At 36.9% G+C, this 23,876-nt stretch carries 19 protein-coding genes and 1 other RNA gene; 10 read left to right on the forward strand and 10 right to left on the reverse strand.

Features of this window, described 5'->3' with window-relative positions; translation table 11 throughout:
• Positions 1-92 precede the first annotated feature (92 nt).
• On the forward strand, positions 93-221 hold the full coding sequence (locus tag HF876_RS19160) for a hypothetical protein (RefSeq protein WP_277347109.1): 129 nt from the start codon (positions 93-95) through the stop codon (positions 219-221).
• Between the two features lie 79 nt (positions 222-300).
• Here the strand turns inward: HF876_RS19160 and HF876_RS11310 are convergent, their stop codons facing one another.
• Positions 301-2,196, reverse strand: coding sequence for a PrkA family serine protein kinase (locus HF876_RS11310; protein WP_169360167.1), 1,896 nt, complete (start codon positions 2,194-2,196; stop codon positions 301-303).
• Between the two features lie 139 nt (positions 2,197-2,335).
• Positions 2,336-3,223 (reverse strand): DUF4349 domain-containing protein, encoded by an 888-nt coding sequence (locus HF876_RS11315; protein ID WP_346764073.1) that lies wholly within the window; start codon positions 3,221-3,223, stop codon positions 2,336-2,338.
• A gap of 495 nt (positions 3,224-3,718) precedes the next feature.
• Here HF876_RS11315 and hutH point away from each other — a divergent pair, with 495 nt between their 5' ends.
• From hutH to HF876_RS11345, 6 genes are all read left to right on the forward strand, one after another.
• Positions 3,719-5,197 carry a histidine ammonia-lyase gene (gene hutH / locus HF876_RS11320; RefSeq protein ID WP_169360168.1) on the forward strand — a complete coding sequence of 493 codons (1,479 nt, stop codon included), beginning with the start codon at positions 3,719-3,721 and terminating at the stop codon, positions 5,195-5,197.
• A gap of 189 nt (positions 5,198-5,386) precedes the next feature.
• Positions 5,387-5,722, forward strand: coding sequence for a L,D-transpeptidase (locus HF876_RS11325; RefSeq protein ID WP_169360169.1), 336 nt, complete (start codon positions 5,387-5,389; stop codon positions 5,720-5,722).
• 392 nt (positions 5,723-6,114) lie between these two features.
• Positions 6,115-6,255, forward strand: coding sequence for a hypothetical protein (locus HF876_RS11330; RefSeq protein WP_169360170.1), 141 nt, complete (start codon positions 6,115-6,117; stop codon positions 6,253-6,255).
• 441 nt (positions 6,256-6,696) lie between these two features.
• A complete protein-coding gene (gene sda / locus HF876_RS11335; protein WP_169360171.1) occupies positions 6,697-6,825 on the forward strand; it encodes a sporulation histidine kinase inhibitor Sda in 129 nt (42 codons plus the stop codon).
• A 100-nt stretch (positions 6,826-6,925) separates the two neighbouring features.
• Entirely contained in the window at positions 6,926-7,387 is a 462-nt protein-coding gene (locus HF876_RS11340; RefSeq protein ID WP_169360172.1) for a hypothetical protein, read from the forward strand.
• The gene (locus HF876_RS11345) at positions 7,375-7,665 is read left to right on the forward strand and encodes a DUF2653 family protein (protein WP_169360173.1); all 291 of its coding nucleotides are present in this window, start codon (positions 7,375-7,377) and stop codon (positions 7,663-7,665) included. The genes HF876_RS11340 and HF876_RS11345 overlap by 13 nt, the downstream gene beginning before the upstream one ends.
• Positions 7,666-8,159: 494 nt before the next feature.
• On the opposite strand, the gene HF876_RS11350 is transcribed toward HF876_RS11345, so the two are convergent.
• Positions 8,160-8,357 (reverse strand): alpha/beta-type small acid-soluble spore protein, encoded by a 198-nt coding sequence (locus HF876_RS11350; RefSeq protein WP_169360174.1) that lies wholly within the window; start codon positions 8,355-8,357, stop codon positions 8,160-8,162.
• Positions 8,358-8,605: 248 nt separating this feature from the next.
• Here HF876_RS11350 and HF876_RS11355 point away from each other — a divergent pair, with 248 nt between their 5' ends.
• A complete protein-coding gene (locus tag HF876_RS11355) occupies positions 8,606-8,908 on the forward strand; it encodes a YunC family protein (RefSeq protein ID WP_169360175.1) in 303 nt (100 codons plus the stop codon).
• A gap of 227 nt (positions 8,909-9,135) precedes the next feature.
• On the opposite strand, the gene HF876_RS11360 is transcribed toward HF876_RS11355, so the two are convergent.
• From HF876_RS11360 to ssrS, 5 genes are all read right to left on the reverse strand, one after another.
• Positions 9,136-9,705 carry a hypothetical protein gene (locus HF876_RS11360; RefSeq protein ID WP_169360176.1) on the reverse strand — a complete coding sequence of 190 codons (570 nt, stop codon included), beginning with the start codon at positions 9,703-9,705 and terminating at the stop codon, positions 9,136-9,138.
• 129 nt (positions 9,706-9,834) lie between these two features.
• Entirely contained in the window at positions 9,835-14,229 is a 4,395-nt protein-coding gene (locus HF876_RS11365; protein WP_169360217.1) for a S8 family peptidase, read from the reverse strand.
• Positions 14,230-15,003: 774 nt separating this feature from the next.
• Positions 15,004-15,759, reverse strand: coding sequence for a YqjF family protein (locus HF876_RS11370; protein WP_169360177.1), 756 nt, complete (start codon positions 15,757-15,759; stop codon positions 15,004-15,006).
• Positions 15,760-16,181: 422 nt separating this feature from the next.
• The gene (locus tag HF876_RS11375; RefSeq protein ID WP_169360178.1) at positions 16,182-16,910 is read right to left on the reverse strand and encodes a LysM peptidoglycan-binding and 3D domain-containing protein; all 729 of its coding nucleotides are present in this window, start codon (positions 16,908-16,910) and stop codon (positions 16,182-16,184) included.
• A gap of 283 nt (positions 16,911-17,193) precedes the next feature.
• Positions 17,194-17,388, reverse strand: a non-coding RNA gene (ssrS, locus tag HF876_RS11380) — 6S RNA.
• Positions 17,389-17,509: 121 nt separating this feature from the next.
• Here ssrS and HF876_RS11385 point away from each other — a divergent pair.
• Positions 17,510-18,316, forward strand: coding sequence for a S1C family serine protease (locus HF876_RS11385; RefSeq protein ID WP_169360179.1), 807 nt, complete (start codon positions 17,510-17,512; stop codon positions 18,314-18,316).
• Between the two features lie 157 nt (positions 18,317-18,473).
• Here HF876_RS11385 and HF876_RS11390 read toward each other — a convergent pair whose 3' ends face one another.
• Together HF876_RS11390 and HF876_RS11395 are read right to left on the reverse strand one after the other, a co-directional pair.
• Complete coding sequence (locus HF876_RS11390) at positions 18,474-19,223, reverse strand: hypothetical protein (RefSeq protein WP_169360180.1); 750 nt, start codon at positions 19,221-19,223, stop codon at positions 18,474-18,476.
• Between the two features lie 2 nt (positions 19,224-19,225).
• Positions 19,226-23,062 carry an AAA domain-containing protein gene (locus HF876_RS11395; protein WP_169360181.1) on the reverse strand — a complete coding sequence of 1,279 codons (3,837 nt, stop codon included), beginning with the start codon at positions 23,060-23,062 and terminating at the stop codon, positions 19,226-19,228.
• Positions 23,063-23,480: 418 nt separating this feature from the next.
• Between HF876_RS11395 and HF876_RS11400 the strand changes: the two genes are divergently transcribed.
• Positions 23,481-23,873 (forward strand): DUF485 domain-containing protein, encoded by a 393-nt coding sequence (locus HF876_RS11400; protein WP_169360182.1) that lies wholly within the window; start codon positions 23,481-23,483, stop codon positions 23,871-23,873.
• The last annotated feature ends 3 nt before the right edge of the window (positions 23,874-23,876 follow it).

Raw genomic sequence — 23,876 nt, forward strand, 5'->3', positions numbered from 1 at the left:
AATCAGAAAAGCGCAGGCGCCTATCTCTGCCCCGACAGGCAAATGGGGAAAAGCGAGGAGGCAGCTCCTCAGCCACCACAGCTTTTATCCATTTGACCCCGAGGGGCAAGGCGCCGGAGCTAGACAATCAGAAAAGCGCAGGCGCCTATCTCTGCCCCGACAGGCAAATGGGGAAAAGCGAGGAGGCAGCTCCTCAGCCACCGGAGCTTTTATCCATTTGACCCCGAGGATAGTTACAATCCAAATTAGTATAAAAAAAACAAGACCAATGAAACATATTAGTCTTGTTTTTTCATGGCTTTATCGATTAAGAAGACTTCCTACATAACGTAATAATTCATTGGCTGAAGTAGAATTATATCCGTGTTCATCAATCAATCTAGCAACTACTTCGTTTATCTTTTTCAAATGAGCTTCATCTGGCGTTTTCGTAGATGTAGTAATTTTCACTACATCTTTTAAATCAGCAAATAGTTTCTTTTGAATTGCTTCTCTTAGGCGTTCATGGGAATTATATTCGAAACGCTTCCCTTTTCTTGCATAGGCTGAAAGGCGAATTAATATCTCTTCTCGGAATCCTTTTTTTGCATTTTCAGATATGCCTATTTGTTCTTCTATGGAGCGCATTAATTTTTCATCTGGGTTCATCTCTTCGCCAGTTAATGGATCTCTCATTTTGTTCTTGTTACAAAATGCTTCAACATTGTCCAAATAATTATTCATTAGCGTTATTGCCGACTCCTCATATGAGTAAACAAAAGCCTTCTGAACTTCTTTTTTAGCAATCTCATCGTATTCTTTTCGTGCAATAGCAATATAGTTTAAATACTTTTCTCGATCCTCTTCAGAAATAGAAGCATGCTGATCAAGACCTTCTTTTAACGCACGTAAAACGTCTAATGCATTTATAGAAGGGATTTCTTTTCTTATAATGGCGGAGGAAATGCGATTAATCACATATCGCGGATCAATTCCATGCATTCCTTCCGTAGTAAATTCTTTTTTAAGCTCTTCAACATCAATTTCATTAAAACCTTCAATGTTTTCCCCATCATACAACTTCATTTTCTTCACTATATCGATTCCTTGTTTCTTTGGATCCTCTAATCTTGTGAGTATAGAGAATATAGCTGCCGCCCTTAAGGCATGGGGAGCGATATGGACATGGTTCATATCACTTTCTTTAATCATCTTTTCATAAATTCTTTCTTCCTGGCTAACCTTCAAGTTATAAGGAATTGGCATTACAATAATACGTGAATGTAGCGCCTCATTCTTTTTATTAGAGATAAACGAACGATATTCCGTTTCATTGGTATGGGCTACAATCAGCTCATCTGCACTGATAAGCGCGAAACGACCAGCTTTGAAATTACCCTCCTGTGTTAGAGATAGTAGATGCCACAGGAATTTTTCATCCAGCTTCAGCATCTCCTGAAATTCCATCATTCCTCTATTAGCCTTATTTAGCTCCCCATCAAATCTATATGCTCTTGGATCAGATTCAGACCCAAACTCAGCAATTGTTGAAAAGTCAATGCTTCCAGTTAAATCAGCGATATCTTGAGATTTTGGATCAGATGGAGTAAAAGTACCTATCCCTACCCTTTTGTCCTCTGAAAAGAAAATCCTCTCCACTAAGACATCTTCTACTTTACCGCCATACTCCTGCTCCAGCCTCATCGAGTTCAGAGGTGATAGACTACCTTCTATTCGAATTCCGTATTCCTCAAAAAAGTCTTCTCGAAGATGAGTTGGGATTAAATGAAGCGGATCCTCATGCATAGGGCACCCTTTAATAGCATAGACAGCACCCTTATCAGTTCTTGAATATTCCTCAAAACCTCTCTTCAACAATGTAACAATAGTAGATTTACCACCACTCACGGGACCCATCAACAATAAAATTCTTTTCCGAACATCTAAACGCTTTGCTGCCGGATGGAAATACTCTTCTACCAGACGCTCTAACGCTTCGTCTAAACCAAACATTTCCTGTTCAAAAAACTTATAGCTTTTCTTTCCATTTTCATCCGAATGCCCCGCACTTTTAATCATGCTGTATACTCTTGCATGTGCAGTTTGAGCAACTTCTGGTCTTTCTTTCAGAATCTCCAAGTATTCCCTGAACGTACCTTCCCATTTCAGCTGGTTTTCCGCTTCTCGATAACCTTTAACCTTACTTAAGATATCCATGTTTCCCTCCATTCAGGGGCATCTTTTATACATAATATGACGGGAAGGAATTAATGATACATATAACTTTGTAGTTGTCTCTTATTTGTTTATACCTATCGCTATTTCATCTCCTTAAATTTTTTCTATTGAATGAAGGTCATTCTTTATCTTTCCTTCTTTTTCTTATAAACCAAATACTCAAAAAGGAAACAATACCTATCACTAATAAGACTGGTAAATTGCCTAATAGAAACACTATAATCCAAGATCCAATCATTAATAGCGCATTCACACTTTGAACAAATTGCTTCTTTGTCTTCTCCCATGTGTTTAATTCCTTATTTTCAATACTTGGTACGATTACGCGATCCTCATAAAAGTTCAGCTCTATTGTGGAAAAGGAAGTTTGATTATCCAAATATTTAATCTTCCCAACTATTACTTCTATTTCTTCTTGTACTTTTGCCAAGTCAGCTGAAATCTTTAAAAGATCCTCCGTTTTTTCTGCACTTTCCATAAATACTAGCAATCGAGCTTCTACTGCTCTTTTTGATTTTAATCGGGACTCTAAGTCTACATACTGCTCTGTTACGTCTTCCCCCGTTATATTCCTCTCTAATACCTTAGTTACCTGTCCTTCAGCTTCTGATAAAAAAGTCTCAAAATGCTCCTCAGGTACTCTGACAACCATACGTCCATGACTACGAGAATCACTTTCTTGAAAATTATTAGATTCTACAATATATCCGTTATATTTACTTACTTTTTCTGTGATTTTTTCTTGAGCTACCGTTAGTTCTTTGACGTTTGCACTAATATTAGCCTTATGAATAATTTTCCTTTGAGAAATAGTTGGGTTCGTTGTACTTTCCTCTGCTTCAGTAATACTCTCTTCCTTTGAAGAGTCCTCTGCCTCACCGATATCATTTGAATACTCTACATCCTTCATAGACTCTGTTACAGCTGCCTTTTCCTCGTCTTGTGCACTGCAGCCAGCTAAAAATATAATAGCTATAAATACTAGAATAATATTAAGTCTAGACACTTCTAAAAACCCCCTTTGTTTTAAATAATAGACGTTTGTGAAGAAACTTCGTTACAACCCTCCCGTTTAGCACACTATCAAGACACTCTACTAGCATGTGAGAAATTTTTACTTTTCTTCTAAAAAAGCTTAATAAAATGGAATATTCCGATAGAATATAAGAAAAGCGCAGGCGCCTATTCCTGCCCCGACAGGCAAATGGGGAAAAGCGAGGAGGCAGCTCCTCAGCCACCGCAGCTTTTTTCCATTTGACCCCGAGGGGCAAGGCGCCGGAGCTAGACACCAAGAAAAGCGCAGGCGCCTATTCCTGCCCCGAAAGGCAAATGGGGAAAGCGAGGAGGCAGCTCCTCAGCCACCGGAGCTTTTTTCCATTTGACCCCGACGGAGCTAGACATCAAGAAAAGCGCAGGCGCCTATTTCTGACCCGACAGGCAAATGAGTAAAATACATCAAATAATTGATTTGAAAGCTATAAAAAAAGTAGGAGTGGAAAATATGATTCACTTAAAAGGATATGGCCTTACATTGGAACAAATGAGAGCCATTCTTTATAAAGACGAGAAAATAACATTAGATAAAGAAGCTATAAAAGCTGTACAAAACAGTAGAAGAGCCGTAGAGAAAATTGTTAGTAGCGGAGAAATCGTGTATGGAATTAATACGGGCTTTGGAAAATTTAGCGATGTAAGTATAAACGAGAAGGATGTTCATGCACTTCAATTACATTTGATACGTTCTCATGCTTGTGGAGTTGGAACTCCTTTTGAAGAGTTAGTTTCAAGAGCTATGGTCATTCTACGTTTGAATGCTCTGATGAAGGGTTTTTCAGGCATACGTCTCGAGGTATTAGAAAGACTGGCCTATATGATAAACCATCATATCCATCCCGTAATACCTTCCCAAGGCTCTCTAGGTGCATCTGGAGATTTAGCACCTCTATCACACTTAGCCCTTGTATTAATTGGCGAAGGATTTGTTTGGGAAGCTAACAAGCATATTCCTGCTGCAAATGTATGGAGTGAACATGGACTACAGCCAATTGTACTTGAAGCTAAGGAAGGGTTAGCCTTAATAAATGGAACTCAGGCAATGACTGCTCAAGGAGTGATTAACTGGCTAGAAGCTGAGACTCTTGCGTATCAAAGCGAGTGGATTGCTGCAATGACAATGGAAGCCCTCCATGGGATTACAGACGCCTTTCACCCTTCTATCCATGAAGCACGAGGTTACCTGGAGCAAATAGACGTCGCTAAACGAATGCTGTACTGGTTGGAAGGAAGTCAACTAGTCACTAAACAAGGGGAACAGCGAGTGCAGGATGCCTATTCCATAAGATGCATACCTCAAATACACGGAGCCACATGGCAAGTGCTTTCCTATGTAAAAGAAAAACTTGAGATAGAAATGAATGCAGCCACGGATAATCCATTAATCGTAGAAGACGGAAATATAGTTGTTTCCGGGGGAAACTTTCACGGTCAACCAATAGCCTTTGCGATGGATTTCTTAAAGGTGGGAATGGCCGAGCTTGCTAACGTTTCCGAACGTCGGGTAGAAAGACTCGTGAACCCACAATTAAATGTTGGTCTCCCGCCATTTTTAAGCCCAGAGCCTGGCCTACAATCAGGAGCAATGATTTTACAATACACTGCCGCTAGTTTAGTATCTGAAAATAAAACACTGGCTCACCCAGCATCTGTCGACTCTATCCCATCCTCCGGAAACCAAGAGGACCATGTCAGCATGGGAACCATTGGGGCTAGACATGCCTATCAAATCATTCAAAATGCCCGTGGGGTAATCGCTATCGAGGCTATTTGTGCAGTACAAGGAGTCGAGTATCGTAATGAGTTGCTGATGGCTCCAAAACTGCTTAAAAAGTGGCAGGAGATCCGTACATTTATTCCCTCCATAACTGAAGATCGGGTCTTTAGCAAGGATATCGAGTTAATGCAAAATTATTTGAGGACTTGAATATCTCTTAAGTGCGCTCTTCCTTTGTTTTAACAGTTTGCTTCTACTTGGAGGAGTGTATAGGCTACACCAAGGGAGCCCCTGCTTCCTCTATACACTTTTTCATAATGTATATAACCATTCATTTTTGGTTATCCATCTTACGAATCAACTCATATAATAAGAAATAATATATCGGGAGTTGATTTTTTGACACTTTGGATTGATGTATCAGTCACAAAACGTCAGTTGAAGCTTTATGACGGAAGCAAACTGTTAAAAACATACCCTATTGCAGTAGGAAAAGTCTTAACCCCTACTCCAACAGGTAATTATATGATTATAAATAAGGAGGTAGATCCAGGAGGTCCATATGGGGCATTGTGGATGGGATTATCTAAGCCTCATTATGGTATACACGGGACAAACGATCCAAGCTCAATAGGAAAAGAAGTATCACTTGGTTGTATAAGAATGTACAACAATGACGTTATAGAATTATCCTCCCAGGTACCTTTGCAGACAAATGTTTACATCCACAAGTAATGGTTCTTATAGCTCTCGCTAATAATTCTAAATTTGTTAGATTGCCTCTGTATAACTGAAATCACACACTATAGAATAGATTTAAAATTCTCCACACCAAGTATCCCATTTCACCTGCATATATCACTCTCCAAACTCGTGATCAACTCCATACAACCGCTCTTTCTACTTTCTAACCTTATAGTCAATATCATTTCTTCTTATAATTATTTCTATCTTATACACTATGGTTCCTATTCCTCTTTATAAATTTTAATTATAAGATGATGCTTACCCATCCTACTTACAATAGCTTTCAACTACATTTTAGATGTTTATTTCCTTCTACCAGAGGTATGTATTATTAAGATAAATTCTTTAATGAAAAATTATAAGGCACGGAGGTAACAAATATGTTTACTGAAAAAAATAAAGCAAAAATCGGAGCAGCTACATTCATCTCTTTAGGTCTACTTGGAGACGCCAATTATGCTGTAGACCACGATGACAATCAAGTTGACGACAAGGAAGAACAAGAAAAAGAAGAATTTTAATTAAATTTTTAAAAAATTTAATTATTTTATGTTTAAGCACATATTTTAACGGGTATTGATAAAAGGAAATATTTTGTTTTTCCATGTAATTAAGTAAAAAGAAAACTAAAAATTTATTAGATAGTAGGAAAAAAAATTATCATATAACATATGCGTTAAAGGAGCAGCTTAGATGTTAAAAATGATTTTTATTCCAAAAAGGTTTCGACAAAATTCGCCTTTTTCATTCTTTGTGGATAAGTTTACACACAGAATTCACACTAGATAAATATGATTTTGACAAACATGTAAACAACTTATTAACATCTTATACCCATATACTGTGGATAAAAAGAACGATTGTTCTTAATAGTACTTTTTGGTAAAGTAATGTTAATAACAATTATTTAATCTTAAAGCCCTTTCACATATAAGAACATTTAACTATTAGGAGGAAATGAAATGAGTAAAATGTCGGATGATCTATTATTAGAATCATATTTTACTGCTAAGGAACTTAACCTTTGCCCTGACTTTTTAGCTTTATTGAAAAGTGAGATTCAACGTCGCTCTCTTCAAGTTGAACTATAATCTTTTATATAAATGAAACTTTCTTTCCATTCTTTCGTAAATAGTATAAGGTAATACTGTAAGTCTAATCTAATAACTATTTTACGGAGGGTTTTAAATTTTGAAGAAAATTCTAGTCGCACTACTTACTATCACGCTTGTTTTTTCTTCAGTGGGCAATTTTGTCTTTCAAGACGATATAACTGCTGAAGCTAAGAAATACAAGTCAGGAAAAAAAGGTTTTAATTCTAATAATAATTCAAATGACAATACGAATAATTCCAATACGAATTCTAATATTCAAAAAGATAACGATAATTCTACAACAGCTACAAATAAATCATCTAACACAAACTCCAAAGGTGGATTTACGGCTGGTGGATTGATGAAAGGTCTTTTCATAGGTGGTCTCGCTGGATTACTCTTTGGTAGTCTTTTTGCAAACATGGGTATACTTGGTTCCATATTAGGTTTCTTAATTAATGCTGCTGCTATCGCAGTAATTGTTATTCTTATCCTTAAGATCATCAACATCTTTAAAGACAAGAAAAAGAAAGAGGAACCACATACATGGAAAAACTAGTAGTACCGGAACAAAATATTATTAATGCTATTTGCGTTCACTTTGGTCGTAAAGTAAATGCTAACCCGGAAGCAGTTGAAGTGGAGTTAATGTATGATGACGAAACTGGTTTTTCCGCTGAGGCATATGTAAATAATCAACAGTATAATTTAAGTACTCTAGACATTATTGAATCTTTACGCCAAACAATGAGAGAATTTTTAAACCTAGATCCTATCTCTACCGGTATAGAGCTTGTATTAGATGAAAAAGAAGGAATAATTGCAGTGGTAAGTTAAAAAAAGGTAACGAAGAATTTTCTTCGTTACCTTTTTTCTTACTTTTTTAGGCTATGTTAAAGGGTAGGGTTGATTTATAATGCAAAGAAATCTTTAAATCAGAGAGTAGAATTGATTTTTCGCACCAGCCGGACGCTTTTTCGCGGGGTGAGCTATAAGCCATCACCCATCGCTTACGCGCGTGGTTGTGATGTCTTATCTGTCTCACTCATCCCTGCTTATGTCGTCTGGGGCTCCAATTCAATACATGGAAACAGCTTGAGCATCTAAAGCGCAAATAATTTACTCGTATCAACAAAGCTTAAAACTGTCCCCAACCTCGATTTTATAATCTATTTATGTTCTTAATAGCCATTTGAATGTTCCTAAAGAATTATTAGTCAAAATCCACCAATAACTTTAACAAAGCTTTTTTTATGAGAAAGTATTCGGTATTACAAAACATAATTCAAAAACAAAAAACCGATGGCATAAAGCCACCGGTCTCAATTTAATTATTTTTGAAAACCGCTCATTTGTCCTTGAGCTTGAGCTACTAAACGCTTAGTAATTTCTCCGCCAACGGATCCGTTAGCACGCGCTGTAGATTCTCCTCCAAGTTGTACTCCAAATTCTTGAGCGATTTCATATTTCATTTGGTCAAGAGCTTGTTTAACACCTGGTACAAGTAGTTTGTTGTTGTTGTTTGACATTTCTCTCACCTCCTTGTGAGATTATATTGTGCCAAATCTTTTGATATATACAAGAAATAAAATTTTAGACAAAAAACTTTTTCAAACCTTTTAACTGCATTGTTCTAATGATTATGGTTATCCTTTATATCAAAACTAAAATTTTAAATGCAATATTTTAGGGATCCTTAAACTTTAGCTCGTTAATATTCACCTATTTCCTACTTCTTACATAATCTGAAGGGAAAGCTTAAAGGAGTGAATATTTATTGATTAAAGTGCACCCAGTTGACATCGATGGAAACACATTTATAGCTGTTTCAGTTGAGCTTCCAAAAACGACTTTGCTAACCGTTTCCAATGACAAAGGTTACATTATGTGTGGAGCATTAGATGTTGGCTTGCTCAATGAAAAGTTAAAAGATAGGAACATAATTGCAGGCAGAGCTGTAGGAGTAAAAACAATTGAACAGCTTATAAATGCTCCGCTGGAATCAGTTACTTTAGAGGCAGAGAAATTAGGTATTGAGACTGGAATGATTGGAAGAGAAGCATTACTAAGAATGCTTTAAAGCTGCCCTTCCAGCAAAAAGTAAAAGCCATATATTAAACTTCTCCTTAATTTCAGCACTCTTTAGGACATCATATCTAATACATGTACTTGTAAGAGGATGACCGTGTTTTTATGATCATCCTCCTTTTAGTTAGTATGTAGTTAAATTATATAAGTATTTATTTTTCCAGGTTTTTGATAAAAGGAAAACATCGATAACAAATAATCATAATTCCATAAGCGCTATTATTCATTCCAAGTTTCTACATGCTCAATAGGAACCTCAGCTGCCTTTACCCTCCACCTGATGCTTGATGCTACATCTAATACATGAGTGTTCTCTTTAATCGTAAACTTTTCTCCATTATTAAAGTAAAAGCTGTAATAAGGAAGTTCCTCAGATTTTTCGTCTACCATATAATAGGAAACCTTATTTAACTCTTCCCACTGATAAATTTCTTTTTCTGTTGAAAACATTTTTCTATAAGAAATTTGGTCCTCATTAAGTGAAATATATGACAAGGAAGCATAATAAAACGTTACCACGCTTAAAGCAAAAGCAATTAATGCAGTTGGAATAGAGATCTTCCAACTTTTTAATAATCCCAGAAGAACAAAGCACAAAGCAAACGTAAAAACACTTATCCCCAATACCCAATAATTAATAGATGGTACATAAGTAAGCCACGAGTTTCTATCATAATAGATAGTATCGGCTACAATATTTGGCATTAATAAAATATAAATTGGTGAAAATAAAACCACGCATGCAGCAATTACTAAAAAAATATGTTTTATATTATATTCTCTTCTCATACCTATCCCCTTTGTTTACATAATTTTCTATTATTCTAATATTATCATATTTTACCGAATGTTATGAATATTTTTAAAAACAAAAAAGTCAGCGAGGATATCTCACTGACTTTTTGTGTTAAATATTTCTTAGTTCTCTTCTGTTTCTTTTACAGGCTCTTCTAATTCAGCCGGTTTATCTACTGCTGGCTGTGAAGAGGTTGGAGCATCAACATTAATAAACAATTTACCTGCTGCTTTTTGACGTGTTTCATTTCCAAAGCCATCAATTGCTATTACTTCGATTACTGCTCCATTTGCTACTGTATCTGCTGGCACTGTCCAATAACCAACATAATGGCCATTACCAGTTTCCATCATTGGTAATTCTGTAGCATTTTGTACATCTCCAACATTTGTAAGTGGCATATGAATAACAAATGTAGGTTTTAAACCAGGCTCACTGTCAAATTCAATTTTAACACTACGGCCAGTTTTAAGATTTAAATCTGTTGCTGGTTTTAGGTTAGAGATTTCTGGAGCAATGGAGTCAGTAGTAACCTTAATTGTCTTAGTTTCTACATTTCCTGCTGCATCCTTCGCCTCTACAGTAATTTCATTTAATCCTTCTTCTAAAAGGATACGTTTAGAGAATTTGCCGTTAGTTACTGTTGCTGGTTGTCCATTTACATGAACATATTCCAAATTAGCATCTGCAATAGTACCTTCTACAGTAACACTTTCACGATTTGTTTTTTCTCCATCAACTGGTTTTGTAATAGTTAATTCAGGCTTTTGAGTGTCTAAAGTAACTGTTACTGGTGCAGACTCTCCAGTTTCACGACCATCTAAAGTAGATACAACTGTAAATTCATTTTCACCTTCAGTTAATACTGCATCAAGTGCGAATTTACCGTCATTACCAACCTCAGTAGATCCTACTACTTCACCATTTTGCTTCAACTCTATAGTTGTAGTTGGTGACGCAGATCCTTCTATTGTAATGTTTTCTTCGTTAGTCACTAAACCTTGTTCAGGTGAAGTGATAACTGGACCTACAACCTCGTAGCTTACACGAGCTCGGATCATATAGTTACCCTCAGCAGCAGGTGCAGGAGTCCATGCACCTGAAACTCCTTGGTAGCTTCTACCAGCATTTGGTCCATCTTCATCTGTAGCTAGACCTGGAGTGTTAGGGTTTGCAAATGTTTGGCGATACACCATATGGAAGTCTCCATTTACAACGATGTTGTGTTCCGTTAAGTCAACAACCGTCCAATCACCATTACGTAATGCTGTTGCATTAACAGGACCAGCAATCATTTTCCCTGGTGCTCCATCAATACCACTTGCATCCCAAACTTCTACTGCGAATGCTGTTCCACCTGGTACTGGCCATTCTGTTGTCCAGAATTTAAATACTCCATCTGTTACAATTCCACTTTCCTTACCTTCAGGAAGTGACATTTTTACAGACCATGCATTTCCAGCTGCGTTAAATGCTCTTGCATTTTCTGCAGTTCCATCATCGTAACCAATTTCCCCACCTGGATAAGTGTAAAAAGGTTCTAAAGCGATATCTTTTGTAATTGGCTCACCGTCAATTGTTACAGAAACTTCTTGACCATGGTAGCCACGAGCGATAACTTTTAACGTGTACTCTCCTACATATGCAGTAATCTCATAGTTACCATTTTCATCAGTAACGACTGGTGAGATATTTGCATCCTCTACTAGAAGAATAGTTGCTCCAGCAATTCCTTCTCCTGTAGAAGCATCTGTAATTGTACCGCTAATCGTATTTTGTTCAACTTCATCTAAAGTAAAGTTTGCAGTTGCTGTTTCATCTGCTTCAATCACTACTGATTTTTCTTCAGACTCGAAACCATAAGCTTCTGCTTTTACTGTAAATGTACCTGCAGCATGGGTCATTGAGTAAGAACCATCTGCTGGGTTTGTGTAAACAGAGCGATTTGTTTCAAGTACGCTAACTTGTGCACCAAGTGGTAGTAATGCAGGAGCATTTGTATCTTCCACTACTGGTGGCGCTGCCTTTACTTCAGGTAAAACAGGTTTAATTTTATTTGGATCTACTGCCGGTTTTTTCACGTCAATATCTTTTTGATTGTTATTTCCTTTACCGCCTGTGATAGCTGAATTTCCATTGTTGCTATTTCCATTGTTATTACCTTTTCCTTTTGAAACAGTACCAGTTTGAGAAACATCCGTTAAAGCTACGTCATCAATATACCAACCGTCTCTTTGTACACTTCCATCAGAAAATGCATTAAATCCAAGATAGATACGTTGACCCGCATATTCAGAAAGGTCTACCTCTACATCTCCCCATGCTGTAGATATTCCTGTAACCCTTAATAACTGTGTCCAGTTTACTTGGTCAGTAGAAACAACTATATGTCCATAATCCCAAGCTGTACCAGATGAAGCTTGTTCAAAATTATGCCACTGCTTGAACTGAAGATATGAATTTCCTTCTGGCAAATCAATTGGAGGTGCCACAAGTGTTGCGTTCATATTATTTGCATACTGACCAGCTAGATTAGTAGCATATACCTTTTCTCCAGATGCTGCATTTCCAGGACCAGATGTTGGTACGCCCCACTCCCAGCTGTTTTGGTTCCCAAAAGAGTACCATCCAGTTGGTTGTGCTTCAAAATCTTCTGAGTATCCTACAGTAACGCCAGGTTTTACTTCTATTGTATACTCTTCACTTGTTACTTCGTTGTTACCAAAATCTGTTGCAGTCCAAGTGTATTTAAAGGAAGTGCCTGTGATTAGATCTCCAGGGACCACTACTGTGTATACTCCAGACTTAAAATCACCAGATGAGCGCCCAGCTTCGATTTCTTGCCAAGCTCCGTTTTCATCTTGATATTTTAATACTACAGAAGAAACACTAATATCATCTGTAACATTTGCAGTTAAAGTTAAAGCCATACCTTCATATGTTTCAGAAGGAGCAGAGTGTTCAAGAACTGGCGCTTCATTATCCTCGCCCTCTTTAGTAACTTGTCCTTTTAAAGTACCAAGTCCAGTAAGAATAGAAGACACTGCAGCTTCAGCATCTACTAAACCATATCCATAGCCATGGTTTGGCACTGTTGTATATTGGGTATCTGTTAAAGGAATAGCTGTATTTAATAAAATCTCTTCCATTTGATCTACTGTAAGATTTGCATTTACCTGTCTAAGTAATGCAGCAACACCAGATACAGCTGGTCCTGCCATAGAAGTTCCATTCCAACCACCTTCATATCCGCCACCAGGGATAGAAGATCGAATGTTGACTCCTGGAGCTGAAATGTCAGGTTTAATCTCAGCATATGGAGATGGACCGCGAAGAGAGAAACTTCCAACTATATTGTTAATATCCGTTGCGCCAGTTGCGAAAGACTCAGGATAGTTAGATGGTGCCGCTACTGAACCAGGCCCACCTGGGTTAGAAAAAGTAGTATTTCCTGCAGAGAATTCTGGGAATATTTCAGCAGCACGCCAGTTGATTACAACATCGCGGTACCACTCATCTAGTCCTGCTCCGCCACCCCATGAGTTGTTGACAACATCTGGAGCTAAATCTACTCGTGTATTTCCACTTGCATCAGTAGGAGCTAATATCCACTGTGCAGCTTCTAATAAATCAACGTCAGAACCACCGGAAGCTGTAAATGCTTTAACAGCAATAAATTTAGCACCTGGAGCAACACCAATTTGATTAGAACCGTTTGGCTCACTACCTACCATCGTTCCAGTTACGTGCGTTCCATGATCTTGATCATCGAAAGGTGTTGGACTTGCTGAAGAAGTCGCATCAAACCAGTTAAAGTCATGTGATACTTGACCTGTTGCTTTGTTGTACCCACGGTATTTTTCTTTAAGGGCTGGATGATCCCATTGAACACCCGTATCAATACTTGCGACTACAGTACCAGATCCATCAATGCCCATTTCCCAGACTTGTGGTGCCTTAACTCGGTCGATATTCCATTCCACATTTGCAACCTCAGCTTTAGGTGCTACTGCGTCTTTAGTTTTAGTAACAAACAGCTGACGTGTTTCATTTGGAAGGATTTTTTCTACCTCAGGAAAGGTAGCAATTTTTTCAGCAATTTCTTTTGTCGTTGTTACAGACATTCCATTTACGATATAATAAGATTCTAAATCACTAGCATTTCCTTTGGAAACTTCTTGTTCAAGAAACTCCATCACAGTTTCTTGTGATTCCATGGAAGTGGTTTTTAGTTCTGACACAACTGCTGACCTCTGAATCAGCTTTGTGTTATGAGCTGAAAGATTTTTCGACTCGGCATTTTTTCTAGCCTCTGAAGCTACTTTTGCCGAGTCAGCCTTTTCTTTGAACTTTATCAAGAAAGTAACCTTTTCATCTTCTTTAAAGTCTTCTAGTAATCTACTGCTCATTTTATCCTTGACAGAAATACTGTTCGGACTTGAATCTCGCAATGACTGGTGCAATTTGCTGTTCGCTTCTGCACTAACTACATTGGGAGCGATCAGTGAAAATGTCATAAGTAAAGTTGCTGCGATACTGACGGCCTTGTTTCGTTTAGTTCGTCTACTGCTCCTACTCAACTTTCATTCCTCCTCTGATTTTAGCTGGATCTTTTACTCCTACTAATCTAGGTTCTTTACCACATAGGAAACACAAAAACACCCTTTCCCCCTTTCCTAATTGTAAGTTTAGGTAAACAGATTCCATGGTGTCTGAACAAAAGCTCTTGATGTATTTACAACTATATACTATAATCCAAAGGATTTTTGTCGAATTTTGACGCTAACTAGTTCAAATATTCCAATTTGATTGTATACGCCTACTTTACGCTTATTTTTTGTAGGTATTTAGATCTTTTCGGGAGAGACAAAATTTTAAAAATAATTCTTAAACCCTTTATTCTCAAAGGACAAGGTTATTTTAAAATTTTAGTAAGAATTAGTTTATTCTGAAAAATGAATAAATTAACCTAAATAGAGATCTTTTTTATTGCTTAATCACTCCATTTAATACCTTCTAGGTATATATACTTTTCATTATTAAATTAAAAAAGGGCATATATGAAAGGTTTCTTATGCGTTTTAATTATTTACAACGATTATTAAGAACCATTTTTTAATCATTACTTAATACCCAACACAAATTAATGTTTAACTATTTTTCTAAACAACTCTTTTTGCGTGAATAGTGCCTTTTAAACATTTCCACTATTTTGCAGAGAATCCGACATTTTAAAAAAACACAAAAAAGGAAGCAAATGGAGTTATTTGCTTCCTTACACATTATTCCTTCTAGGGATTTACAAGTGACCATATACGGACCTTCTTCCTCTTAGAAAAATGAAGAATAGGTGTATTGTTTTCTACAAAAATAGATTGATGAGATAACATTGTATTCAAATTAAAATTTGCTTCAGCTTTTTGCAATTGCCATGGCTCATGCAAAATGTCACACCGTTTGACTTCTTCACTTCCATTTACCGTGTATAGACAATAGCGTTCAGCCATCCATTCGTCAAATGAACCTTTTTGTGGATAATAAGGATCTGAAATTGGCTTATAGCTACAATTTAAAAGAGCTCCACTATCATCTAATCTTTTACTATCATAATTTACAAATTCCTCTTTATAACTGACATTCATATCAGCTACTACGTAAGGCAAATGATATAAGGTTCTTGCTCCACTCACCGCCAGTAAATTGGTGGTATCCATGCTTATGAAATACACACCTGGCTTACCATCTACTGAGACGTACGTTCTTACATTAAGTTCAGGAAAAGCTGATATTCCAGGAATCGGGGGTACTGCCTTCATCCTGCTTTTGGTAATTTGGAAAGGAACAATGCCAATCCATCCGACATCATCAAAAGAATCAATTGTTAAGGCCTCTGGGACTAAGCTTCGTAGTTTATCCATTTTAATCGGGTAGTGTGCAAATAAGAGATCGTTCCAAGTTTGTTGCATTACCCAGGGCAGGCTTGGAAGCGGCCACTGACGGTGACTGTCATCCCAACCACCTTCTTCTATTTTTGAGTGATATTTCATACTTTTATCACCTCATTAACATTTATTATTCTGTATAAGTACCCTGCTGAGTTTAAATTATTCGTGAGTTAGGGTATCGATTTATTTAATACCTAATTACTCCAATCAATATACTTATCTTGTTTAATTTTTAATATAAAAAAAGCCCCACTTCTTCAACAGTGGGGCCCGATTTTTTATATAAAATCGGATGAGAAAGACGAAGGGAGATCTTCTTCAGCTATCAACTGTTTCTCATACCAATATTATACCCATTATGAGCATTTTTATTTACTAGTAATTAATTACATTTAGTAATTAATATGGAATAAAAGGGTTTGAAATTACTTTATGTGTAATTATTATCCTTTGAATAACAAATACCTACCTATAATATTCCTCTTTTAACCAATAAAATAATATTTTTGTTTATCTTTAAAACTTTAGTCAAGTATTTTAACTTTCACCGATTGACGACCCCAGTTAATCGCATCATTATAAGAAGGCATGTAAACATCTATCTTATTTCCTTTTATTGCGCCTCCAATATCTCCAGCAATGGCTTCCCCATAACCTTCAACCCAAACTTTGGAACCAAGAGGTATGACAGTAGGATCTACTGCAACCACTTTTTGATTGGGGTTCGCATTTAAGTCGATCCCCGTTGAAGTAATTCCTGAACAGCCTTCACAGGAAGCAGTGTATGCAGTAGCGGTTACGGTTAATTCTTTTACATCCGTTGATGCTGCTGGTTTACTAGGGGTTGAGCTATTAGCTGAACTCTGAGATGCACTCACTTGTGGCTGCACCTTATCTCCACTAACGACTAGCTTATCACCGGGGTGTATTAAGTCATCTATAAGTTGGTTACTTGTCATTAGTTCGGTAACGCTCATCCCATACATAACCGCAACACCATAGATAGTGTCTCCCGAAACAACTGTATAAGTTCCTGTAGATTCCTCTACCTGTAATTGTTGTGATGGGTATATAATTGTTGAATCTAAATCGTTCCATACTTGTATATTTTCTACACTGACATTATTCTCTTGTGAAATTGACCAAAGAGTGTCACCTTTTTCTACCGTGTGAACACTTGATGCAGAAGCTTGTCCTGCTGTCCCTACTGATAGTGCCGCAATAGCAGTTAGTGCTACAATGTGTTTTTTCATAAAATGAATTTCCTCCTTTTCACTAACGACCCCTAGCTTAACATGTTAAGATGACAAAGGTATTTCAGGATAGTGTTAGGGAGATAATAAATTTATGACAGAAAAAAACTGCATGTTACAAATGACTACTCGCTGAAATCTTTCTAAAAATTTTAATTGTTCCTTCATATTCATTTGCTGTCGATGACATATTTCCCCTTTATTGCTTTTCTTTATCTAACACAAAAAACACCCTTACCATCTCTGGTAAGAGTGTCTATATATCTTGCTATAAAATTCTTATTAGGAAGCCGCCTTTGCCGTATCTTATATGAAAGTTTTAAACCACCACTCCTCAAAGTGGGTGTTCGCAGATACCTTCTTTGCATGTCTTCATTGTCTAAAAGAGAATGAAGCTTGTCATTCCGGCTCTATATAAAACTCCCTGTTACAGCATAAAGGTTAAAACTTAATATTCATACGCACAATGCAGCTTGTATTCATATATTAAACCTTTTGTACTCATATTTCAAGTGAAATTAATTCTTATCTTACCAATTAATAGACAACATTTATGTATAATAGATGTACAAGTTGCAATCAGTAAGGATGTGAGTAAGATGCCTGATGATCGAAAAAAGGAAAAATGGGAAGAGGATATTGATGATGAAGAATTGCAACAATTAGTTTTGGAGGCACAAGCTGAGGCACTGCTCAAAGCTAAAGAGGAAAAAAACCTTCCTACACGAAAGCGCCCATTTCCAAAGTGGATCTTTTACTTGATGGCATTGGTCTTATTTATTAATACTATTGGTATTATCTTGCAGGTTTACTCCATTCCGGCTATTGAATTCGTCAAAACGTCAGCTCGCCTATCAGCTCAGGAGAATATAGCAGAGTATAAGAAATCGGTTGTAGTTGTTCTCACAGACGATAGTAAAGGCACTGGATTTTCCATTTCAGAAAACGGGATCATTCTAACCAATTATCATGTAATTGAAGACAAAAATAATATTACTGTCGGCTTCCCTGATGATGGGCGATTTCGAGCTGATGTGATAGAATCCTATCCCGAAATTGACTTAGCCGTTTTGCAAGTCTCCAGCAATGAAGACTTCCCGTATTTAACCTTAGCTGAGCAAATGGAAGCTAAGCAAGGTGATCCTATCATCTTTATCGGCAATCCATTGCGCTTTACAGGGATAGCCAATGAGGGAACATTAATAGAACCCTACCAATTAAGTGACTGGGATGTACCTATCATGATGATGGAGGCCCCTGTGTACAGAGGCAATAGTGGAAGTCCGGTGTTTAATCAAGAAGGCCTTGTTATTGGTATAGTTTTTGCTACCCTGGAGCATGAAAGCCATGGTAAGGTTGGTTTGTTTGTACCTATAGAGGAATATTACAAGGCTACTACTAAATAGGTTAAGTTAGATAAGCTGATTATCATCCGGCCCACGACATAATGCAATGACTAGTGATAATTAAGTCATTTGCAAAGAGCTCTACAGACAATAATAACGCCCCCAGAATTTTACGGTTTGTAAAACTCTGGGGGCATCCTCAGTTTTTTTATAATGATTATAAAAATTTCTCTCTCCAACGCAGTCGTTCTTTTTCATTTAACTGCGTTTCTAGTGCTTCGTCCCATTGATCGGTCAGCGTATTCCATACTCTTGCGAAAAACAGGTCCTCCTGCTCATTATAAATAATGTATTCTAAGCACGGGATATCATCAATGTACATTTCAGTAGATGAGATAATTTCGGAAATGATTATTAATTCCTCTCCTTCATGATCTTCCATGTTAGATTGATGTAGAGCGTCTAACAGAATTGCTTGTTCTATAGCCAGCTTTTTTTCATCTTTAGCGTATCTATACACCTGGAGCAGCTCCTCACCTTCTGAGGCAGGCTTTATATCTCCGGTTAAAAAATTATTATGGGTAGGACTAAACAGTATATGATGTGTCCCAGGTTCCTGCTCCTCTTCGAAGATTCCCTGTTCTAGTTGTTGTTTACCTTTTGCCGTTAGTACAATATTAGCTTCTCTTTTTTCTATTAAACCTGACTTTCTCATAACCTCTATTAAATCATCGATGAATAGCTGCTCCACCATCAACAATTCACTAAGCTGGGCAGAGGTGTTAATATTCGCTTTTTGAAAGGAGATTAACATCATTTTCATCAGTACGTCCATTTTTGTACGCTTCACTCGTTTATATTCCACTTCAATTGTATGGACTGGAACACACCAATTTAGTGATTCCATTATTTTCACCTTAGAATTTTGGTAAATTTCTTTTTCTAAGCGTTTTTGTAATGATTGCATATTTAAACTCCTATGCGACTCCCTTGTCCAATCACATCTGGATCACGAAAGCCTTCCTTCTGTTTTACTATTGTTTTTAAACGACCATACATTTCTCTGGAGCTTTTTTGCTTAGCTCGTTTCGTAAACATTTCCACACTGCCTACTATGACTAGCAGCTCTCTAGCACGAGATAATGCTACATTCAGTCGACGATAATCATTAGCAAATCCAATGTCTCCACTCTTGTCCTGGTTGTTACGTACCATGCTCAAAAGGATGACGTCCATTTCCATTCCTTGAAACTTGTCTACCGTTCCAGTTCTAAAATGCAAATGCTTTAAGTTCATTTCCTGTTGAATGAGTCGATCAATTCTTTTTACTTGTTCACCATAGAAGCTAATAACTCCAATGCTTTTCTTTTCATGTTGCTCCATTCTTCCCTCTTGCTTAGCTTTCTCTGTAGCTTTGTCCAAGTCAATGAGAATCTTTCTAATTGAATCGAGCTCAGCTTGATTGAATCTACTCTTACCGTCCTTCATACGTTCTTCAAAGTATCGTTTTTCATTAGGCATATCAACCCATAGAAGATGGTCGGTTCTTTTGACAATCTCAGAATCTAATAAATGGTCCCTCATCGCATCAGAATCGGTTAGGCCACATTGTAACCTGTAGTTCTCTTCCTCATAAAACGGCGTAATAGTTTCCATAATACTCTCATGCATTCGATATTGAATCGCTAGCATTGTTTTATTGCTCTTAGGTAAATTTTTGAAGAGACGTTCGAAAAGAGACTCTTTGAGCAACTTTTTCAACTCTTCTTTTTCTTCGAAGCTATCGCTTTCTTCAAGAATAGCCTGAAGCGTTTCATCTAACGTATCCTCTCCAACTAATGGAGGAAGCTGATGATGATCACCTACTAGAATAATCTTCTTTCCTTTTAACATCGGCAACAAGAGTTCTGGTGGTGTAGCTTTGGATACCTCGTCAATGATGACAACATCGAAGGTTGGATAATTCTCCATAAATTCTTTTCTAGCAGATGCAACACAAGTAGTCCCAATCACATTCGCATGACGCACATATAGCTTTCTTATCTCATCTAAGTCATGATCGTTAGCTTCCTGTAAAAGAGAAAACCATTCCGTTTGAAGAGCTTGAGTTATAGGTAGGCGCTCTAATTCAATGTGTATCTGCGCACTTTCTTTTTCTAAAGCCGTGTAGCTCTCTTCCAATTTCTTTAATGCATTTTCTGGATTTTGGAGTATGATTTCATCTAAAATCTTTAAGCGCTTTTCCTGGTCTAGACCTTCTGCATTTACCATCTTAGCTTCTTGTTCATTTTTTTGTAGAATATCTTCTTGCTCCTGAAGTTGAGTTTTAAGCTTCTCTAATTCAGCCTTTTTGTGGCCTAACTTCGCGCTGTAAACCGATACTTTCTCCAATGTTTCATCCAGAGCTGCTCTCTTTTTTTGTTTATCTAACAAGCTGGTTTCAAGAGCCTCTTGTGTTGGAAGGCCTTCAAAGTCACCAGATTCAGCGGAAATGTCCTTAATTTGTTTCTCTAAATTGGTAAGTTGGTGTTTCTGATTTGTCCCAACAATTATTAACTCTCTTGTTTGGTTATTAATAGCTTTGAACCCGTTTTCCAATTCAGTGGCTACTTGGGCCTTGATAGCCTGATACTTGGTAATGGAATTGCTCTTAGACAGTTGAATGCTTGCTTGTTGCTTTAAAACAAATTTCTCTCTTACATAAAGACCCTCTAGCAGAATAGCTAATTTCTCAGTAGTCAGCTCTTCTTCATCTGAAGTCATAATATGCTTTAATCTGTTCATAAATTGGTGAATTTCTTTAACCGTGTAGTTGGAATCAAAAACGACACCACTTCTGCCCATATTGCTTTTGACTGACTCTACAGGGTACTTATGTTTTTTTAGTAGTTTTTCTATAAATGCTATGGCCGAGCTCAATCGAGCATTTAACTCCTGCCAATCACTTGAAGACTTTATGCTTTCAATTAACAAATCCAACTCTTCCATCTGGCGGTTAACAAGAAATGATGGAACAATCCCACATAGCTTTAGACGCTCCTTCAGTTCATCCACCTTACGGATTGTTTGGATTTCTTTTTTAAGAGCTTCTAATGCCCCTAATTTTTTTTGAAGTTTTTGATGTTGTTCTCTCGTGTTTTCTATTTCTTGTTGAGCTTTTTGTAAAGAACGTACTGATTTTTGATACAATATCTGATCTTGGATACTATCCAATTTCTTCGTTAGCTGCTCCGTTTGTTCTGTTAATTGATCTATTGAAGGATTAGCTTCCAGGAACTGCTCCATAGCCTTTATATCCTGAGCTAGTTGTTGAACTGCAGGACCAATACTTTGAATAGTGAGTTCAATTTCCTCACGTTCCTTTTTTAATGAAACTAAGGATTTTTTTAATGCTCTTATTTGTTGACTACGTTCATCATACTCGGTCTGTGCTATGACTTTCTTTTCAATAGCTTCTATTAAACGTTGCTTTTCTTCATCAAGACTCTTTGTCTCTAGGACAATATTATTCAATCTGTCTTTTAGTAGGTTTTCTTGAGAAGCATGATGCTCTATTACATCGGAAAGTGTTGCAAGCGTCTGTTCCTTCCAATACTGCCCCACATTTTCTTCTATAAATCTTTTCCCTTCTTCTTCTATGCTCTCCGTTCTACCAAACCGTAATATACGAATTTCTTTGTTAGATAGTAACCTACTAAGGGCATTATCTACCGCTAAGTTTGACTGAGAGGCTACAAGGGTGCGAAGTCCAGCTTTAGCATTCTGCTGACATATTTCGGAAATAACAGTTGTTTTACCCGTGCCTGGGGGACCCTGAATAACATATAAGTCTTCTGCAGACATAGCACCAACGACTGCCTCCTGTTGAAATTCATTAAGCCTATTATGGAATTCCAGTTCCTTTTGTTTATTCGTAATTCTAATTGTAGGACGATCTTCAAATAGAATTTTTTCTAGGTTGGCATTTGCTGCTAAGCCATTCTGAAGATCCTCAAAACCTTTTCGTAGTCGACGTATTTGACTAAGGGTTGCAAAATTACTAAAAACCACTTCCTTAGCTTTAGGGTTCAAACTATTTTTCCTTGCCATTTCCCTAATCCTTGGTCTTAGCTCTATTTCAATCGTGTTTTTATTCCTATTTGCTTTTAATACATCCCCAATGTCATTTTGGTAACCCTTGAAGCTAATGCTAAGCCCTCTTATTTTATTCCATTCGTTACCGTTAACTTCACAGCCTACTAATGACATCCTACTAAAATCTTCGTTAAATATAAGTTTAGAAAAGCTTGCAGTTATATCTGCAATATCCGCATTTCGTTCCTGTATTTTTAAATAACCTTCCCAGCTTGATATCCGCTTCTTCACGTACTCAGAGCGTTCCTCTGCTACAGGTAACTCTCGTATCTTTGTATGTAACTGTATCGGTAACCCAGCACCGTTATTTTTTGATGTAACGAATGATAGGTTAATTGGTAGCCTTCTATTTGTCTGCACCGGCACTCGAGATCCCCGTACATGAAATCCGGTTGCAAGAAACCCATTGTTCTGTAGAACACAGTCCATTATTGCTACCTTGCCATCCAGTTTTTCAGTAAGTTGCAAGTTCTCTATGTTGTCAAAGTATAAGGAAAGCGAGATATTTCCTTGTGCATTAACCGGACGTTTCTCAATGTAAACTTGAAACGATTTTTGTATATTAAAAAAGTCGTGTTCATCAGCTGACCACTCCTGTATTCCTTTGCGAGCATTATTAGTCATCATTAAATTGCAGCGCATTGTTTTTTCTAGAGTTGAAACATTACTCATGAACAGACCTCCTTTTAGATTTTTTAGTCCAACTTATATATGTTAGCATTTTTTAAGGATTACTTAAATTATCAATCACTATTTTAATTTGGTTATATTTAGAAAGGTTAATTTTTTATTGCACTCAACTAGTAAAACACAAACTATATACTCCTTAGTTATCCCTCTCATCCTGTAGAAAAATTCCATAAATACAATCTCGCCATGCACATGTTAACGTATCGTAAAAGTTCTCTGCACCCGTCCATAAGCAAAAACATTTTAGAAAAGAAAAAATTGTATTATATTAATATAATTTTCTAAATAATTACAATATTATAATTTTTTGTTTGTAATTTTTATTATTTTTCCCTATTATTAAAATACAGTTTTCTAACTTAATATTCAGAAAGCTAGTAAAGTTGAAGGAGGAAGGAAAATGCCAAAGAAAGCTGGAAGTGTATTAAACCCTGCTAGTCCTCAAAAAACCTCTAAAAAAGTGAAAAAAAGCGGAAAGGAACCACCACTTTACAACTATGAGGCTATTGCACACAGCCCTGAATTTGTTGCCTTAAAAAAGAAGAAAAGAAATTTTATCGTTCCAATAACGATTTTCTTTCTGCTATTTTATATTTCTTTACCAATTTTAACGTCTTATACAACTATATTAAACAAGCCAGCAATTGGAGATATAACTTGGGTTTGGGTTTTTGCTCTTGCTCAATTCATCATGACTTGGACCTTATGTATGATCTATGTTCGTAAAGCAGAGGGGTTTGATAAGGATGCGGAAGAAATAATCGAAAAGGAAAAGGCAGGTGATTATGTATGAATG

The organism is Psychrobacillus sp. BL-248-WT-3, from assembly GCF_012843435.1.
Classification (GTDB): Bacteria; Bacillota; Bacilli; order Bacillales_A; family Planococcaceae; genus Psychrobacillus.

Coding starts and splice junctions, on each gene's coding strand:
- HF876_RS11310 (WP_169360167.1), bottom strand. CDS start 2,196: ATGGATATCTTAAGTAAGGTTAAAGGTTATCGAGAAGCGGAAAACCAG.
- HF876_RS11390 (WP_169360180.1), bottom strand. CDS start 19,223: ATGCAATCATTACAAAAACGCTTAGAAAAAGAAATTTACCAAAATTCT.
- HF876_RS11345 (WP_169360173.1), top strand. CDS start 7,375: ATGGAAAAACTAGTAGTACCGGAACAAAATATTATTAATGCTATTTGC.
- HF876_RS11370 (WP_169360177.1), bottom strand. CDS start 15,759: ATGAAATATCACTCAAAAATAGAAGAAGGTGGTTGGGATGACAGTCAC.
- HF876_RS11375 (WP_169360178.1), bottom strand. CDS start 16,910: ATGAAAAAACACATTGTAGCACTAACTGCTATTGCGGCACTATCAGTA.
- sda (WP_169360171.1), top strand. CDS start 6,697: ATGAGTAAAATGTCGGATGATCTATTATTAGAATCATATTTTACTGCT.
- HF876_RS11350 (WP_169360174.1), bottom strand. CDS start 8,357: ATGTCAAACAACAACAACAAACTACTTGTACCAGGTGTTAAACAAGCT.
- HF876_RS11395 (WP_169360181.1), bottom strand. CDS start 23,062: ATGAGTAATGTTTCAACTCTAGAAAAAACAATGCGCTGCAATTTAATG.
- HF876_RS11365 (WP_169360217.1), bottom strand. CDS start 14,229: ATGACATTTTCACTGATCGCTCCCAATGTAGTTAGTGCAGAAGCGAAC.
- hutH (WP_169360168.1), top strand. CDS start 3,719: ATGATTCACTTAAAAGGATATGGCCTTACATTGGAACAAATGAGAGCC.
- HF876_RS11330 (WP_169360170.1), top strand. CDS start 6,115: ATGTTTACTGAAAAAAATAAAGCAAAAATCGGAGCAGCTACATTCATC.
- HF876_RS11360 (WP_169360176.1), bottom strand. CDS start 9,705: ATGAGAAGAGAATATAATATAAAACATATTTTTTTAGTAATTGCTGCA.
- HF876_RS11385 (WP_169360179.1), top strand. CDS start 17,510: ATGCCTGATGATCGAAAAAAGGAAAAATGGGAAGAGGATATTGATGAT.
- HF876_RS11400 (WP_169360182.1), top strand. CDS start 23,481: ATGCCAAAGAAAGCTGGAAGTGTATTAAACCCTGCTAGTCCTCAAAAA.